A 13,736-nucleotide genomic window follows, 5' to 3' on the forward strand; every position below is an offset into this window, starting at 1 on the left:
CCGATTTTCACTCGCTGCGGCGGCGGGTAGCGTAAGGCTATCCGCAACTGACAGGAGAGTGTGATGCCATCAGAATCCCAGGCTGGGCAACAGGCGTTCGGCGATATTGCCCCCAAGCTGGCGCAGCTCAGCGACAGAGTGTTGTTTGACGATATTTGGCAGCGGCCGGCGCTGAGCCCGCGCGAGCGCAGCCTGATTACCGTCGCCGCGCTGGTGGCGCTCAACCGCGTGGAACAGCTGCCGTTTCACCTGCAGCTGGCGCAGCGCAACGGCGTGACGCGTCAGCAGCTGGCCGAGCTCATCACCCATCTGGCGTTCTACGCCGGCTGGCCCGCGGCGGCGTCGGCAGTGGCGCGCCTGCGCGAGCTGGAACAGGAGGCCAATCATGCCCTTTAGCCGTATCGCCCTGCATCAGGGCAAGTCCGCCGATTATCTGCAAACCCTGTCCGACAGCCTGCATCAGGCGCTGGTGGAGACCTTTGAGGTGCCGCCGACGGATAAATTTCAGGTGATCGATCAATACCGCCCCGGTGAGCTTATCTACGATCGCGACTATCTCGGCGGGCCGCGCAGCGCGGATTTCGTGCTGTTTTACATTACCGCCGGGCGGCCGCGCGACACCGACACCAAGCGGCGCTTCTACGGGCGGTTGGCGGCGCTGCTGGCGGAAAACCTGCGGCTGCGCCCCGAGGATGTGATGGTGGTGATCACCACCACCCAGTTAGACGAGTGGTCGTTCAGCGCCGGGCGCGCCTCGATGATCGATCCGCAGACGTAACTCGGGCTGACGCCGCGGGCGGTCTGTGGGACAATAGCGCCATCATTTCGTTTAGATAAGAGTTGAATGGCGCTCTCCTCCGCAGTTAAAGATCAGATTGGCCAGTGGTACAAAGCCCTGCAGCAGCAAATACCGGATTTCATTTCCCGCGCGCCCCAGCGCCAGATGATCGCCGAGGTGGCGAAGACGCTGGCCGGTGACTACCCGCGCCATCTGGCGATCGAGGCGCCGACCGGCGTCGGCAAAACGCTGTCTTACCTGATCCCGGGCATCGCCGTCGGGCGAGCGGAGAGCAAACCGCTGGTGGTCAGCACCGCCAACGTGGCGCTGCAGGACCAGATCTACAGCAAGGATTTGCCGCTGCTGAAGAAGATTATCCCCGATCTGAAATTTACCGGCGCCTTTGGCCGCGGGCGTTACGTCTGCCCGCGCAACCTGGCGGCGATGAGCACCGACGTTAGCCAACAGGGCGATCTGACGTTGTTCCTCGACGATGAGCTGGCGCCGTCCAGCGGTGAAGAGCAGGCGCTGTGTCAGAAACTGACTAAGGCGCTGGCCCGCTTCGAGTGGGACGGGCTGCGCGATCACTATCAGCAGAGCATCGACGATCCTTTGTGGGCCAAGCTGAGCACCGACAAGGCCAACTGCCTGGGGCGCAACTGCCACTACATTCGCGAATGCCCGTTCTATATCGCCCGCAAAGAGATCGAGAGCGCCGACGTGGTGGTGGCCAACCACGCCCTGGTGATGGCGGCGCTGGAGACGGAATCGGTGCTGCCGAACCCGAAAGAGCTGCTGCTGGTGCTGGACGAAGGCCACCATTTGCCGGAGGTGGCGCGCGACGCGCTGGAGATCGACGGGGAAATCACCGCGCTGTCGACCAACCTGCAGCTGGACATGATCGTGCGCCAGGTCGAGCAGTGCATGACGCAGTACCGGCCGAAGAATCCGCCGGGGCTGGCCAACAGCGAGCGGCTGAAGAACCATTGCGAGGAGCTGCGCGAGCTGGTGCAGATCTTCGAGCATCAGGTCAGCGCCTATCTGCCCGGCGACAGCGTGGCGGCCGAGCACCGTTTCGAGATGGGCGAGCTGCCGGCGGAGATGGTGGAGAGCTGCGCACGGTTGTTCAAACTGACCGACGCGCTGCGCGGGCTGGCGGAGTTCGTGCTTAACGATCTCACCGAGCAGACCGGCAAGCATGACATCGTGCGCCTGCACCGGTCGATCATTCAGATGAGCCGCACGCTGGGCTATCTGGAGGCGATGAGCAAGCTGTGGCGGCTGGCGGCGCTCGACAAATCGTCCAACGCGCCGATCTCCAAATGGGTCACGCGCGAGCTGCGCGATAACGTCACCCATCTTTACCTGCACTGCGTCGGCATCCGCGTCAGCGACCAGCTGGAGAAGCTGCTGTGGCGCAAGGTGCCGCACGTGGTGGTCACCTCGGCCACGCTGCGTTCGCTGAACAGCTTCGCGCGTTTGCAGGAGATGAGCGGGCTGAGCGAGAAGGCCGGCGATCGTTTCGAAACGCTCTCTTCGCCGTTCAATCACGTCGAACAGGGCAAGATTGTCATTCCGCAGATGCGCTTTGAACCGGCGCTCGCCAACGAGGCGGAGCACCTTGAGGAGATGGCGCGATGTTTCCGCGCCGAGCAGGCGAGCGGCAAACACAAAGGCATGCTGATCCTGTTCAGCAGCCACCGGGCGATGCAGACTTTCCTCAGCTACGTGACCGATCTGCGGCTGATGCTGCTGGTGCAGGGCGACCAGCCGCGCTACCGGCTGGTAGAAGAGCACCGCAAGCGGGTGGAGAAGGGCGTCGCCAGCGTGCTGGTGGGGCTGCAATCGTTCGCCGAAGGGCTGGATCTGAAAGGCGAGCTGCTGACCCAGGTACACATTCACAAAATTGCGTTCCCGCCGATCGACAGCCCGGTGATCATTACCGAAGGCGAGTGGCTGAAATCGCTGAAGCGCTATCCGTTCGAAGTACAGAGCCTGCCGAGCGCCTCGTTCAACCTGATCCAGCAGGTCGGCCGCCTGATCCGCAGCAACCAATGCTACGGCGAGATCGTGATCTACGATCGCCGGCTGTTGACCAAAAACTACGGTTCGCGGCTGTTGGCGTCGCTGCCGGTGTTCCCGATCGAACAGCGCGCGGTGCCGGAGGCCGACAAGGCGCATCTGGCGGCGTTGAAATCCGCCGCCGACGCGGCCAAAAAAGAGAAGAAGCGCGGCAATCCGTTCGCCCGCAAGCGGCGGCGTTAATTAGAGCAGCGGCGGCAGGCGGCGTTTGACCGGCGTGGTTTTCACGATCGAGGTGTTGCTCTGCGCATGCTCGGCCAGCCGATCGAGGGTGTGGTCGAGCTGCGCCATCGAGTGCGCCACCAGCCGCACGATAAAGCAGTCTTCGCCGGTCACCTTGTCGCATTCGACCACTTCCGGAATCGCCTGAATCAGCTGTTCAACCTTCTTCAGCATGCCCGGCAGCGGCTTGATGCGCACCAGTGACTCGAAGGCGTAGCCCACCGCCTGTAGGTTGACGTTCAGGGTATAGCCCTGGATCACGCCGCTTTCCTCCAGCCGCCGCAGCCTTTCCGACGTGCTCGGCGACGACAGCCCCACCTGCGCGCTCAGCGTCTTCAACGACGCGCGCGCGTCCTGCGCCAAAAGAGTCAGGATCTGGCGATCGATATCATCCATAACGGCTCCGTTAGGTGTTTTCTTTATTATAGCTACGAGAAAAAGGCAGTTAAGCATATCTGCCTTTTTTATGCTATGGAAAGCCGCTCGGCGAAGCCGCAAGCTATGCCTCTGGGCAAGTTTGGAGGAACGCAGAATGAATGCAGAGATAAAACGCGGCTCGCTGGAGATGACGGCGGCGATGCTGATTTCCGGCTCCATCGGCTGGTTTGTGCTGATGTCCGGCCAGCCGGTGGTCAACGTGGTGTTTTGGCGCTGCGCGGTGGGGGCGCTGGTGCTGCTGGCGGTGTGCGGCGCGCTGGGGCAGCTGCGGCGCGATGTGCTGACGCGCGCCACGCTGCTGCTGGCGATCGCCGGTGGGGTGGCGCTGGTGATCAACTGGCTGCTGCTGTTTGCCGCCTATTCCTATGCCTCTATCTCCATCGCCACGGCGGTGTACAACACCCAGCCGTTTATGCTGGTGGGGCTGGGGGCGCTGTTTCTGGGGGAACGGCTGACCGCCCGCAAGCTGCTGTGGCTGGGGCTGGCGTTCGGCGGCATGATGCTGGTGGTGCTGGCGCAGCCGCGGCAGGCGGGGGAACAGAGTCATTATTTGGCGGGCATCGCGCTGGCGCTCGGGGCGGCGTTTTTCTACGCCCTGATGGCGCTGGCGGCCAAGCGGCTGAAGGGCACGCCGCCGCATCTTATTGCGCTGATCCAGGTGGCGGTAGGGGCGGTGATGCTGTTGCCGCTGGTGGATTTCCACGTTTCGGCCAGCGCTGGGCAGTGGGGCATGCTGGCGACGCTCGGCGTGCTGCACACCGGCCTGATGTACGTGCTGATGTACGGCGCGCTGCAGAAGCTGCCGACCAACCTGATCGGCTCGCTGTCGTTCATCTACCCGATCGCCGCCATGCTGGTGGATCGCCTGGCGTTTGGCCACCGGCTGTCGGCTTGGCAACTGCTGGGCGCGGCGATCATCCTGCTGGCGGCGGCGGGCATGAACCTGCTGGGCGAGCGGCGAGCGCGACTGCTGCCGGCCTCGGACGGCCGGCGCGCCGGCTGATGCTCAGTTCGTTTTTTTCAGCCGGCGCCATAAGGTGGTGCGGCTGATCCCGAGCAATCGGGCGGCGGCGGCGTGGTCGCCCCTGCACCGCGCCAGCGCTTCGTGGGCGGAGACGGGCGCTGGTGGTGTCTCGGGCGGCGTGGCCGCCGCCAGCTCCGGCAGCAGCCAGCGCAGCGTCTCGCCGCTCGGCGCGGTGCCGGTGCTCAGCATCAGCGCCACCCGCTCCATCATGTTGCGCAGTTCGCGCAGGTTGCCGGGCCAGGCGTAATGACTCAGCGCGGCGTAACAGCCGGCCAGGGCGGCGCGCAGCGGCTCCGTCAGCGGCACGTCGAGCGCCGCCAGCGACCGCTTCAGAAAGTGTTCCGCCAGCATCGCGATATCGTCGCCGCGCGCCCGCAATGGCGGCAGCTGCAGCCGCAGGGCGCTCAGGCGGTAGAACAGATCGGCGCGAAAGTCGCCCCGTTGAATCGCCTGCTCCAGGTGGCTGTGGGTGGCGCTGATGACGCGAAAGTCGACCGTTACCGGCTGTTGCCCACCCACCCGGGTGACGGTTTTCTCTTCCAGCGCGCGCAACAACCGGGTTTGCAGGTGCAGCGGCATTTCGCCGATCTCATCCAGAAACAGGGTGCCGCCGTTGGCGGTTTCCAGCAGCCCACGTCGGCCGCCGCGCCGTGAGCCGGTAAAGGCGCCTTCCTCATAGCCGAACAGCTCCGCCTCCAGCAGCGATTCGGCGATGGCGCCGCAGTTGATGGCGACGAACGGCGGCGTCGCGCCTCTGGCCGGCGCGCCGCGCCGGGAAAAGTATTCCCGGTGGATCGCCTGCGCCGCCAGCTCCTTGCCGGTGCCGGTTTCTCCTTCAATTAATACCGCCGCCGGCGAGCGGGCGTACAGCATGATGGTGCGCCGCGTCTGCTCTATCTGCGGGGAGTCGCCTTGCAAATCGCTCAGCCCGTAGCGCGGCTGCAGGGTATTACGCGTGGCGTAATCGCCGCCGCGTTTGCCGCCGCCCTGCATCAGGCGCGTCACGTCCAGCGCATCGCTGAAGGCGGCGCGCAGGGTGGCGGCGGAATAGAGAAAAATGGCGGTGAGCCCAGCCTCTTCCGCCAACTCGCTGATGAGGCCCGCTCCAACCACGGCCTGAATGCCGGCGGCTTTCAGCTCGGCGATCTGGCCGCGCGCGTCCTCTTCGGTGACGTAGCTGCGCTGCTCAAGCGGCAGATCGAAGGTCTGCTGGAACTCCAGCAGCGCGGGCAGAGGGGTTTTATAGGTGATGACGCCGATCCGATCGGCGGTTCTGCGCGCCTTGCTCAGCGCCTGCAGCAGGTCGAAGCCGCCGGGCTTGACCAGGATGACCGGCACCGACAGGCGGCTTTTCAGGTAGGCGCCGTTGGAGCCGGCGGCGATGATGGCGTCGCAAGGCTCGGTAGCCAGGCGGGCGCGGATGTGCTGCACCGCCTCCTCAAAGCCGAGGCGGATCGGGATGATGGTCGCCAGATGGTCGAACTCGAGGCTGATGTCTCGGAACAGATCGAACAGGCGGGTGATGGAGACGGTCCAGATCACCGGTTTGTCCGGCGTGACGTGATCGCTCATGGTGGGTTACCGAATGGAAGTAGCTGCATTAGGTGTAGCCCGGTTTCAGTTATGTTTCAAATTTTCTGCGTGAAACAGCGATTGAAACGTTGGCTGAAACGTTTTTTACCTCTTTGTCTGGCCAATGGCGCTGCAGATGTTGTAACTCGCTTATTTTTATCGATTTTAATTTTTCCCCTCACCGAAGTGCAACCTGGCCCGCCCCTTGCTCTGTCTGTTTCATCTGGCTAATCGGAGAAAACGTCATGACGCTGCGCTCACCCGGGCTCGCCTTTCGCCAGGCCCTGAGTAAAGAAAAACCCCTGCAAATCGCCGGCGCGATCAACGCCAACCATGCGCTGCTGGCCCAGCGGGCCGGATTCCAGGCCATCTACCTTTCCGGCGGCGGCGTGGCGGCCGGTTCGTTGGGGCTGCCGGATCTGGGCATTTCGACCTTGGACGATGTGCTGACCGACATTCGCCGCATCACCGACGTTTGCCCGCTGCCGCTGCTGGTGGATGTCGACAGCGGTTTCGGCGCTTCGGCGTTCAACGTCGCCCGCACGGTGCGATCGGTGAGCAAGGCCGGGGCGGCGGCGCTGCATATCGAAGATCAGGTCGGCGCCAAGCGCTGCGGCCATCGCCCCAATAAGGCCATCGTTTCCACCGGAGAGATGGTGGATCGCATCAAGGCGGCGGTGGATGCGCGCAGCGATCCGGACTTCGTGATCATGGCGCGCACCGATGCGCTGGCGGTGGAGGGGCTGGAGGCGGCCATCGAGCGCGCTCAGGCTTACGTGGCGGCCGGGGCCGACATGCTGTTTCCGGAAGCGATCACCGAGCTGGGCATGTACCGCCGCTTTGCTGAGGCGACGCAGGTGCCGATCCTGGCCAATATCACCGAATTCGGCGCGACGCCGCTGTTTACCACCGACGAGCTGCGCAGCGCCCAGGTGGATATGGCGCTGTATCCGCTGTCGGCCTTCCGGGCAATGAACCGCGCGGCGGAGCGGGTGTACCGCGCTTTGCGCGAGGAGGGCACGCAGAAAAGCGTCATCGACACCATGCAGACCCGCAACGAGCTGTACGAAAGCATCAACTACTATTTGTTCGAAGAGAAACTCGACGCCCTGTTCGCTCGCCAACGCGACGAATAGGCGCCATTCACGCACAAGCCAAACGAGGACGGTATGAGCCAAGCGATCCCCCCGCAAAGCCCGACTGGCGTTAAGCCGAAAAAATCCGTGGCGTTATCCGGCGTGCCCGCCGGGAATACCGCGCTGTGCTCCGTAGGGCGCAGCGGCAACGATCTGCACTATCGCGGTTACGACATTCTCGATCTCGCGCGCCACTGCGAGTTTGAAGAGGTCGCCCACCTGCTGATCCACGGCAAGTTGCCCAACCGCGATGAGCTACAGGCCTACAAACACCGTCTCAAAGCCCTGCGCGGCCTGCCCGCCAGCGTGCGCACGGTGCTCGAGGCGTTGCCTGCGGCGTCTCACCCGATGGACGTGATGCGTACCGGCGTCTCGGCCCTTGGCTGCACGCTGCCGGAAAAAGAGCAGCACGGCGCGGCCGGCGCGCGCGACATCGCCGACCGGCTGCTGGCGTCGCTGGGATCGATGCTGCTGTATTGGTATCACTACAGCCACAACGGCGAGCGCATTCAGCCGGAGACCGACGACGACTCCATCGGCGGCCACTTCCTGCACCTGCTGCACGGCGAAGCGCCTTCCGCCAGTTGGGAGCAGGCGATGCACGCGTCATTGATCCTGTACGCCGAGCATGAGTTCAACGCCTCGACCTTCGCCGGCCGGGTGATCGCCGGCACCGGATCCGACGTCTATTCGGCGATCGTCGGCGCCATTGGCGCGCTGCGTGGGCCGAAGCACGGCGGCGCCAACGAGGTGTCGCTGGAGATCCAGCAACGCTATGAAACGCCGGACGAAGCGGAGGCCGACATTCGCCGCCGCATCGACAACAAAGAGGTGGTGATCGGCTTCGGGCACCCGGTGTACACCGTCTCCGATCCGCGCCATCAGGTGATCAAAGAGATCGCGCTGCGCCTGTCGCGGGAGGCGGGGGCGATGAAGCTGTATGACATCGCCGATCGGCTGGAAAGCGTGATGCGCGACACCAAAAAGATGTTCCCCAACCTCGACTGGTTCTCGGCGGTGTCTTATCACCAGCTGGGGGTGCCCACCGAAATGTTCACGCCGCTGTTTGTCATGGCGCGGGTGAGCGGCTGGTCGGCGCACATCATCGAGCAACGGCAGGACAACAAAATCATTCGCCCGTCCGCCAACTATACCGGGCCGGAAGCGCGGGCGTTCGTACCGCTGGATCAGCGCTGAGCGCTGAGCGCCGATCGCTATCGTGTCGTTTTCACTATGGAGCCTTTGGGAATCATGATGCTTGAGTCTGCCAATACCCGCCGTCCGCCGTTCGATCGCGAAATGGTCGATATCGTCGATTATGTGATGAAAGAGGCCGTCGATACCCCGGCGGCGTACCGCACCGCCCACTATTGCCTGCTCGATACCCTCGGCTGCGGGCTGGAGGCGCTGAGCTATCCGGCCTGCAAGAAACTGCTGGGGCCGGTGGTGCCGGGCGCCGAGGTGCTGAACGGCAGCCGGGTGCCGGGTACCCGCTTCCAGCTGGATCCGGTGCAGGCGGCGTTCAATATCGGCGCCATGATTCGCTGGCTCGACTTCAACGATACCTGGCTGGCGGCGGAGTGGGGGCACCCGTCGGACAACCTGGGCGGGATCCTGGCGGTGGCCGACTGGCTCTCGCGCCAGGCGGTGGCGGCGGGCAAAGCGCCGCTGACCATGCGGCAGGTGCTGATCGCCATGATCAAGGCGCATGAGATCCAGGGCTGCCTGGCGCTGGAAAATGCCTTTAACCGGGTGGGGTTGGATCACGTGCTGCTGGTGAAGGTGGCGTCCACCGCGGTGGTGGCGCAGATGCTCGGCCTGAGCCGGGCGGAGATCCTGAACGCGGTGTCGCTGGCGTGGGTGGACGGGCAGTCGCTGCGTACCTATCGCCACGCGCCGAACGCCGGCACCCGCAAATCCTGGGCGGCGGGGGATGCGACCGCCCGCGCGGTGCGGCTGGCGCTGATGGCTGCCACCGGCGAGATGGGCTATCCCTCGGCGCTGACGGCGCCGACCTGGGGGTTCTACGACGTCTCTTTCAACGGCAAACCTTTCCGCTTCCAGCGGCCGTACGGCGCGTATGTGATGGAGAACGTGCTGTTTAAAATTTCGTTCCCGGCGGAGTTCCATGCCCAGACCGCCGTGGAGGCGGCCATGACGCTGCACCGCCAGATGCAGGCCGCCGGCAAAACCGCCGCCGACATCGCCAGGGTAAGCATCCGCACCCACGAGGCCTGCCTGCGCATTATCGACAAGCATGGGCCGCTGGATAACCCGGCGGATCGCGATCACTGCATTCAGTATATGGTGGCGATCCCGCTGCTGTTCGGCCGGCTGACGGCCGCGGACTACGAGGATCGGGTGGCCGAGGATCCGCGCATCGATGCGTTGCGCGGCAAGATCCGCTGCCATGAAGATCCCGCCTTCACCCGCGATTATCACGATCCGGAAAAACGATCGATCGCCAATGCGCTGACGGTGGAGTTTACCGACGGCAGCCGTCTGGATGAGGTGGCGGTGGAGTATCCTATCGGCCATGCGCGGCGGCGCGAAGAGGGCATCCCGCTGCTGGTCGAGAAGTTCAAAACCAACCTGGCGCGCCAGTTCCCGGCTCTGCAGCAGCAGCGCATTCTCGAGGTGTCGCTGGACCGGCAGCGGCTGGCGCAGATGCCGGTCAACGAGTATCTCGATCTGTGGGTGATCTGACGCGAGCGGCGCTGACAAGCCACGTCGGCGCCGCTATGATGGACGCTCCATTCCCGTCCGTCTTCTTATCAGGTGATTCATGATTGATGCCGCAACGCTGTTGTTGTTTTCCGGTGCCTGCGTGGCGCTGGCGCTGACCCCCGGCCCGGATATGCTGCTGATCGCTTCGCGCAGCGTCAGCCAGGGGCGGCGCGCCGGTTTCGCTTCGCTGGCGGGCATTCAGCTCGGCACGTATTGTCACGCGCTGGCGGCGGCGCTGGGGTTGTCGCAACTGTTCGTCGCGGTGCCGCTGGCTTACGACGCGGTGAGAATGCTGGGCGCCGCCTATCTGCTCTATCTGGCGTGGAAAACGCTGCGATCCGGCAGCAGTTTGCAGGCTTCCGCCGGGTTGCAGGCGGTGCCGACGGCGCGCATCTTCCGCCAGGGGCTGTTCACCAATATCCTCAACCCGAAAATGGCGCTGTTCGTGCTGGCGCTGTTTCCGCAGTTTATCGATCCGCGTTCAGGCTCGGTGGTGGTGCAGATGCTGGCGCTGGCGACGGTGCTGAATCTGGTGGGCTTGCTGATTAACGGCGGGGTGATCCTGGCGGTCAGCGGCATGAAAAGCCGCTTTGCCGGCCGCCGCTTCAGCACCCGCTGGCCGAACTACCTGCTGAGCGGGGTGTTCGCCGGGCTGGCCTGCAAGCTCATTTTCGACAGCCGCCGCTAACCCTCGTGCAGCAGTGCTTCAAACGCCGCGCTGGCCGGTTCGTCCGGCAGCGCGCTGTACATCACCAGCCGCAGGTGATTCTCTTCGTCGACGATGAAAGAGGCGTGGTCAAAGGTGACCGGGCCGATTTCCGGGATGGCGAAGCTGCGCCGTCCCTGGCAGCGCCCGTGAATGTCGTGCTGCCGCCAGAGCTGGCGGAACTGCGGCGACACCCGCTCCAGCGCCTGTACCCGTTGGCGCATCACCTCATCCTCCGGCGCGCGAGCGTAGTCGCGGCGGAAGCTGGCCAGGATTTGCGGCGCCTGCGCCCGCCACTCCAGCAGGCGCGCATTGAGCTGCGGATCGGCAAACAGCATCCACAACATGTTGCGCTCTTCCGGCGGGCGTTCGGCGATGGCGAACAGCCGCTGCGCCGCCGGGTTCCAGGCGATGATGTCCCAACTCAGGTTCATGACGTAGGCCGGCCGCAGCGCCAAATCGTCCAGCAGCCGCCGCACCAGCGGCGAGACCTGGCACCACTGATGGCCGACCGGCACCGGCGGGCGCTGATGCGCCAATAAAAACAGGTGGTAGCGGCCGGCGGCGTCGAGCTGCAGCACCCGCGCCAGGTTTTCCAAAAACGCCACCGACGCATTGATTTCCCTGCCTTGTTCCAGCCAGGTGTACCAGGTAAGGCCGACGCCGGCCAGCGCCGCGACCTCCTCGCGCCGCAATCCCGGCGTGCGGCGGCGGCTGCCGCTCGGCAAACCGACCGCCTGCGGCGACAGCTGTTCTCGTTTTTGACGCAGAAAATCCGCCAGTTCGTGGCGAGTGCGCTCGAGGGTGCGTGGGGGCATGGCGGCCGTCCTGTTGCTGTTAGTAATAGTATAAGTGGCTATATAGTAACAGTTTAAAACATGTTTCATACTGCGGCCATCATAATCTCTGGAGGTGGTATGGAACATTCATTATCTCGTGAACGGCGAGGGTTGGCCGGCCTGCCGGTGCTGCTGTTGGGCGGTTTTGTCACGGTGTTCGATCTGTTTGTGGTCAACGTGGCGGCGCCGGTGATCCAGCGAGAATTCGCCGCCGATTTTGCCGGCGTCGGGTTGATCGTCGCCGGTTATGAATTGGCGTTCGGGGTGCTGCTGATCGCCGGCGGGCGTCTGGGCGATCGCTTCGGACGTCGGCGTCTGTTCAGCCTCGGCATGCTGGGATTCACGCTGACTTCATTGCTTTGCGGGTTGGCGGGATCGCTCAGCCTGCTGATCGCCGCGCGTATTCTGCAGGGGGCGGCGGCGGCGGCGCTGTTTCCGCAAATTTACGCCTTGATGCGGGTGCTGTACGAGCCGCAACAGCGGCGGCGCGCCTTCGCCTGGCTGGGCATGACGCTGGGGCTGGCGGCAATCTTCGGCCAGATCCTCGGTGGTTTTATCATCGAGGCCAACCTGTTCGGCAGCGGCTGGCGCATGATCTTTCTGATTAATCTGCCGATCGGCGCGCTGGCGCTGTGGGCGGCGCGGCGCATTCCCGAATCGCGGGTGGCGCAGGCGCAGCGGCTGGATGGCGTTGGCCTGGGGCTGGCGGCGACCGGCCTGTCGCTGTTGCTGCTGCCGCTGCTGGAAGGGCCGGCGCGCGGCTGGCCGTGGTGGATCGCGCCGATGTTGGCGCTGGCAATGCTGACGCTGTGGGGCTTCCTGCGTTGGGAGCGCCGTCTGGCGCAGCGCGGCGACGATGCGGTGCTCGATCCGGCGCTGTTCCGCCAGGCGGGCTTCGCGCCGGGTATGGCGGTGGTGCTGGCGATTTATGCCACCGCTTCCTCGTTTTTCTTGTGTTTCGCGCTGCTGCTGCAGGCGGGGGCGGGGCTGACGCCTTTTCAAGCGGGTAGCCTGTTCGCCCCGGCCAGCGCGGCCTTTATGCTGGCGTCGATGTTGGCGCCCCGGCTGGCGCTGCGTTGGGGCAACCGTGCGTTGAGCGCGGGCGTGGCGATTTACGCCGCCGGGCTGGCGCTGCTGATGGCGCAGGCGCTGTGGGGCGCGGCGCTGGCGCATCCGCTGCGGCTGCTGCCGGGGTTGGTGGTGCTGGGATTCGGCCAGGCGCTGAGCATGACGCCGCTGCTGAATCTGGTGCTCGGTTTGGCGCACGAGCGGCAGGCGGGCATGGCGGCGGGGCTGGTTGCCACCGTGCAGCAGGTGGGGGGCGCGCTGGGCATCGTGGTCAGCGGCGTCGGTTTCGTGCCGCTGCTGGCGCACGGCGGTGCGGCGGAGCGCTATGCCGAGGCCTTTGCCGGCGCCATGGTATTTAATCTGTTGGCGATGGGCGTCGCCCTGATCTTGTTAAACCGGATCACGCGAAATAGTCAGAAAGCGGATCTTAAGTAGGCCGCCGGCGGGTGCTTTACTGTCGTCATGATGAGAGAGCGTAAGGAGCCACACTGATGTTTCAACCCGCCGCATTTCGCGAAGACGATCTGGATGCCCAACTGGCGCTGGTGCGCGCCCACCCGTTGGGGCTGCTGGTCAGCCACGGCGAGCAGGGATTGACGGCCGATCCGCTGCCGTTTCTGGCCGATGTCGAACAGGGGCAGATCCGGCTGCGGGCGCACCTGGCGCGCGCCAACGAGCACTGGCGGCGGCTGCAGCACGCGGCGGAATGCCTGGTGATTTTTCAGGGGTTGGAGGGCTATGTGTCGCCCGGCTGGTATCCGAGCAAGCGCCAGACCGGCAAGGTGGTGCCAACCTGGAATTACAGCGTGGTGCAGCTGTATGGCGTGCCGACGGTGACGGACGACCCGGCCTGGCTGCGGCGCCAGCTGATCGATCTGACCGCGCAGCAGGAAGGAGGGCGCCCGGCGCCCTGGCGGCTCGACGACGCGCCGGCCAACTACATCGCCGCGCAGCTTAAAGGCATCGTCGGTATCGAGATCGCCGTCACTCGGCGCGAAGGCAAATGGAAGATGAGCCAAAACCGCAGCGCCGACGATGCCGATGGGGTGATCGCCGGGCTGCGCGACGGCGATGAAACGCAGCGGCGGCTGGCGGAGGAGGTTGAGCGGCGGTGCGGATAGGGTATGCTAACCGAAGAGTGAGC

13 protein-coding genes are annotated in these 13,736 nt (G+C 64.7%); 10 read left to right on the forward strand and 3 right to left on the reverse strand.

What is annotated here, in order from left to right; all coding sequences use genetic code 11:
• The first annotated feature begins 63 nt into the window (after window positions 1-63).
• From ACJ8HH_RS02955 to dinG, 3 genes are all read left to right on the forward strand, one after another.
• Window positions 64-396 (forward strand): carboxymuconolactone decarboxylase family protein, encoded by a 333-nt coding sequence (locus ACJ8HH_RS02955; RefSeq protein WP_060440415.1) that lies wholly within the window; start codon window positions 64-66, stop codon window positions 394-396.
• Window positions 386-778, forward strand: a complete 393-nt coding sequence (locus tag ACJ8HH_RS02960; RefSeq protein WP_060451415.1) for a tautomerase family protein — start codon at window positions 386-388, stop codon at window positions 776-778. The genes ACJ8HH_RS02955 and ACJ8HH_RS02960 overlap by 11 nt, the downstream gene beginning before the upstream one ends.
• A 66-nt stretch (window positions 779-844) precedes the next feature.
• Complete coding sequence (gene dinG / locus ACJ8HH_RS02965) at window positions 845-3,043, forward strand: ATP-dependent DNA helicase DinG (protein WP_033646901.1); 2,199 nt, start codon at window positions 845-847, stop codon at window positions 3,041-3,043.
• On the opposite strand, the gene ACJ8HH_RS02970 is transcribed toward dinG, so the two are convergent.
• The gene (locus ACJ8HH_RS02970; protein ID WP_033646897.1) at window positions 3,044-3,478 is read right to left on the reverse strand and encodes an Lrp/AsnC family transcriptional regulator; all 435 of its coding nucleotides are present in this window, start codon (window positions 3,476-3,478) and stop codon (window positions 3,044-3,046) included.
• Between the two features lie 136 nt (window positions 3,479-3,614).
• Between ACJ8HH_RS02970 and ACJ8HH_RS02975 the strand changes: the two genes are divergently transcribed.
• Window positions 3,615-4,523, forward strand: coding sequence for a DMT family transporter (locus ACJ8HH_RS02975; protein ID WP_033637645.1), 909 nt, complete (start codon window positions 3,615-3,617; stop codon window positions 4,521-4,523).
• A 3-nt stretch (window positions 4,524-4,526) separates the two neighbouring features.
• Here the strand turns inward: ACJ8HH_RS02975 and prpR are convergent, their stop codons facing one another.
• On the reverse strand, window positions 4,527-6,116 hold the full coding sequence (prpR, locus tag ACJ8HH_RS02980) for a propionate catabolism operon regulatory protein PrpR (protein ID WP_033646895.1): 1,590 nt from the start codon (window positions 6,114-6,116) through the stop codon (window positions 4,527-4,529).
• A 245-nt stretch (window positions 6,117-6,361) separates the two neighbouring features.
• Between prpR and prpB the strand changes: the two genes are divergently transcribed.
• The 4 genes from prpB to ACJ8HH_RS03000 all read left to right on the forward strand — a co-directional run bounded on the left by prpB (window position 6,362) and on the right by ACJ8HH_RS03000 (window position 10,667).
• On the forward strand, window positions 6,362-7,252 hold the full coding sequence (gene prpB / locus ACJ8HH_RS02985; RefSeq protein WP_033646893.1) for a methylisocitrate lyase: 891 nt from the start codon (window positions 6,362-6,364) through the stop codon (window positions 7,250-7,252).
• 33 nt (window positions 7,253-7,285) lie between these two features.
• Window positions 7,286-8,449, forward strand: a complete 1,164-nt coding sequence (prpC, locus tag ACJ8HH_RS02990) for a bifunctional 2-methylcitrate synthase/citrate synthase (RefSeq protein ID WP_033646891.1) — start codon at window positions 7,286-7,288, stop codon at window positions 8,447-8,449.
• A 57-nt stretch (window positions 8,450-8,506) separates the two neighbouring features.
• A complete protein-coding gene (locus ACJ8HH_RS02995) occupies window positions 8,507-9,958 on the forward strand; it encodes a bifunctional 2-methylcitrate dehydratase/aconitate hydratase (protein WP_060430588.1) in 1,452 nt (483 codons plus the stop codon).
• Window positions 9,959-10,037: 79 nt separating this feature from the next.
• The gene (locus ACJ8HH_RS03000; protein WP_033646890.1) at window positions 10,038-10,667 is read left to right on the forward strand and encodes a LysE family translocator; all 630 of its coding nucleotides are present in this window, start codon (window positions 10,038-10,040) and stop codon (window positions 10,665-10,667) included.
• On the opposite strand, the gene ACJ8HH_RS03005 is transcribed toward ACJ8HH_RS03000, so the two are convergent.
• Window positions 10,664-11,503, reverse strand: a complete 840-nt coding sequence (locus ACJ8HH_RS03005; protein ID WP_033646888.1) for a helix-turn-helix transcriptional regulator — start codon at window positions 11,501-11,503, stop codon at window positions 10,664-10,666. The two genes, ACJ8HH_RS03000 and ACJ8HH_RS03005, sit on opposite strands and share 4 nt — an antisense overlap.
• A 99-nt stretch (window positions 11,504-11,602) precedes the next feature.
• Between ACJ8HH_RS03005 and ACJ8HH_RS03010 the strand changes: the two genes are divergently transcribed.
• On the forward strand, window positions 11,603-13,027 hold the full coding sequence (locus ACJ8HH_RS03010; RefSeq protein ID WP_060425550.1) for an MFS transporter: 1,425 nt from the start codon (window positions 11,603-11,605) through the stop codon (window positions 13,025-13,027).
• Between the two features lie 56 nt (window positions 13,028-13,083).
• Complete coding sequence (locus ACJ8HH_RS03015) at window positions 13,084-13,713, forward strand: FMN-binding negative transcriptional regulator (RefSeq protein ID WP_039566905.1); 630 nt, start codon at window positions 13,084-13,086, stop codon at window positions 13,711-13,713.
• The last annotated feature ends 23 nt before the right edge of the window (window positions 13,714-13,736 follow it).

Origin of the sequence: Serratia sp. CY32780 (assembly GCF_052169135.1) — a bacterium.
GTDB classification, from domain to species: domain Bacteria; phylum Pseudomonadota; class Gammaproteobacteria; order Enterobacterales; family Enterobacteriaceae; genus Serratia; species Serratia sarumanii.

Bases quoted from the DNA above. Each gene is read 5' to 3' on its own strand.
- ACJ8HH_RS02955 (WP_060440415.1), top strand. From the start codon at position 64: ATGCCATCAGAATCCCAGGCTGGGCAACAGGCGTTCGGCGATATTGCC.
- ACJ8HH_RS02960 (WP_060451415.1), top strand. From the start codon at position 386: ATGCCCTTTAGCCGTATCGCCCTGCATCAGGGCAAGTCCGCCGATTAT.
- dinG (WP_033646901.1), top strand. From the start codon at position 845: ATGGCGCTCTCCTCCGCAGTTAAAGATCAGATTGGCCAGTGGTACAAA.
- ACJ8HH_RS02970 (WP_033646897.1), bottom strand. From the start codon at position 3,478: ATGGATGATATCGATCGCCAGATCCTGACTCTTTTGGCGCAGGACGCG.
- ACJ8HH_RS02975 (WP_033637645.1), top strand. From the start codon at position 3,615: ATGAATGCAGAGATAAAACGCGGCTCGCTGGAGATGACGGCGGCGATG.
- prpR (WP_033646895.1), bottom strand. From the start codon at position 6,116: ATGAGCGATCACGTCACGCCGGACAAACCGGTGATCTGGACCGTCTCC.
- prpB (WP_033646893.1), top strand. From the start codon at position 6,362: ATGACGCTGCGCTCACCCGGGCTCGCCTTTCGCCAGGCCCTGAGTAAA.
- prpC (WP_033646891.1), top strand. From the start codon at position 7,286: ATGAGCCAAGCGATCCCCCCGCAAAGCCCGACTGGCGTTAAGCCGAAA.
- ACJ8HH_RS02995 (WP_060430588.1), top strand. From the start codon at position 8,507: ATGCTTGAGTCTGCCAATACCCGCCGTCCGCCGTTCGATCGCGAAATG.
- ACJ8HH_RS03000 (WP_033646890.1), top strand. From the start codon at position 10,038: ATGATTGATGCCGCAACGCTGTTGTTGTTTTCCGGTGCCTGCGTGGCG.
- ACJ8HH_RS03005 (WP_033646888.1), bottom strand. From the start codon at position 11,503: ATGCCCCCACGCACCCTCGAGCGCACTCGCCACGAACTGGCGGATTTT.
- ACJ8HH_RS03010 (WP_060425550.1), top strand. From the start codon at position 11,603: ATGGAACATTCATTATCTCGTGAACGGCGAGGGTTGGCCGGCCTGCCG.
- ACJ8HH_RS03015 (WP_039566905.1), top strand. From the start codon at position 13,084: ATGTTTCAACCCGCCGCATTTCGCGAAGACGATCTGGATGCCCAACTG.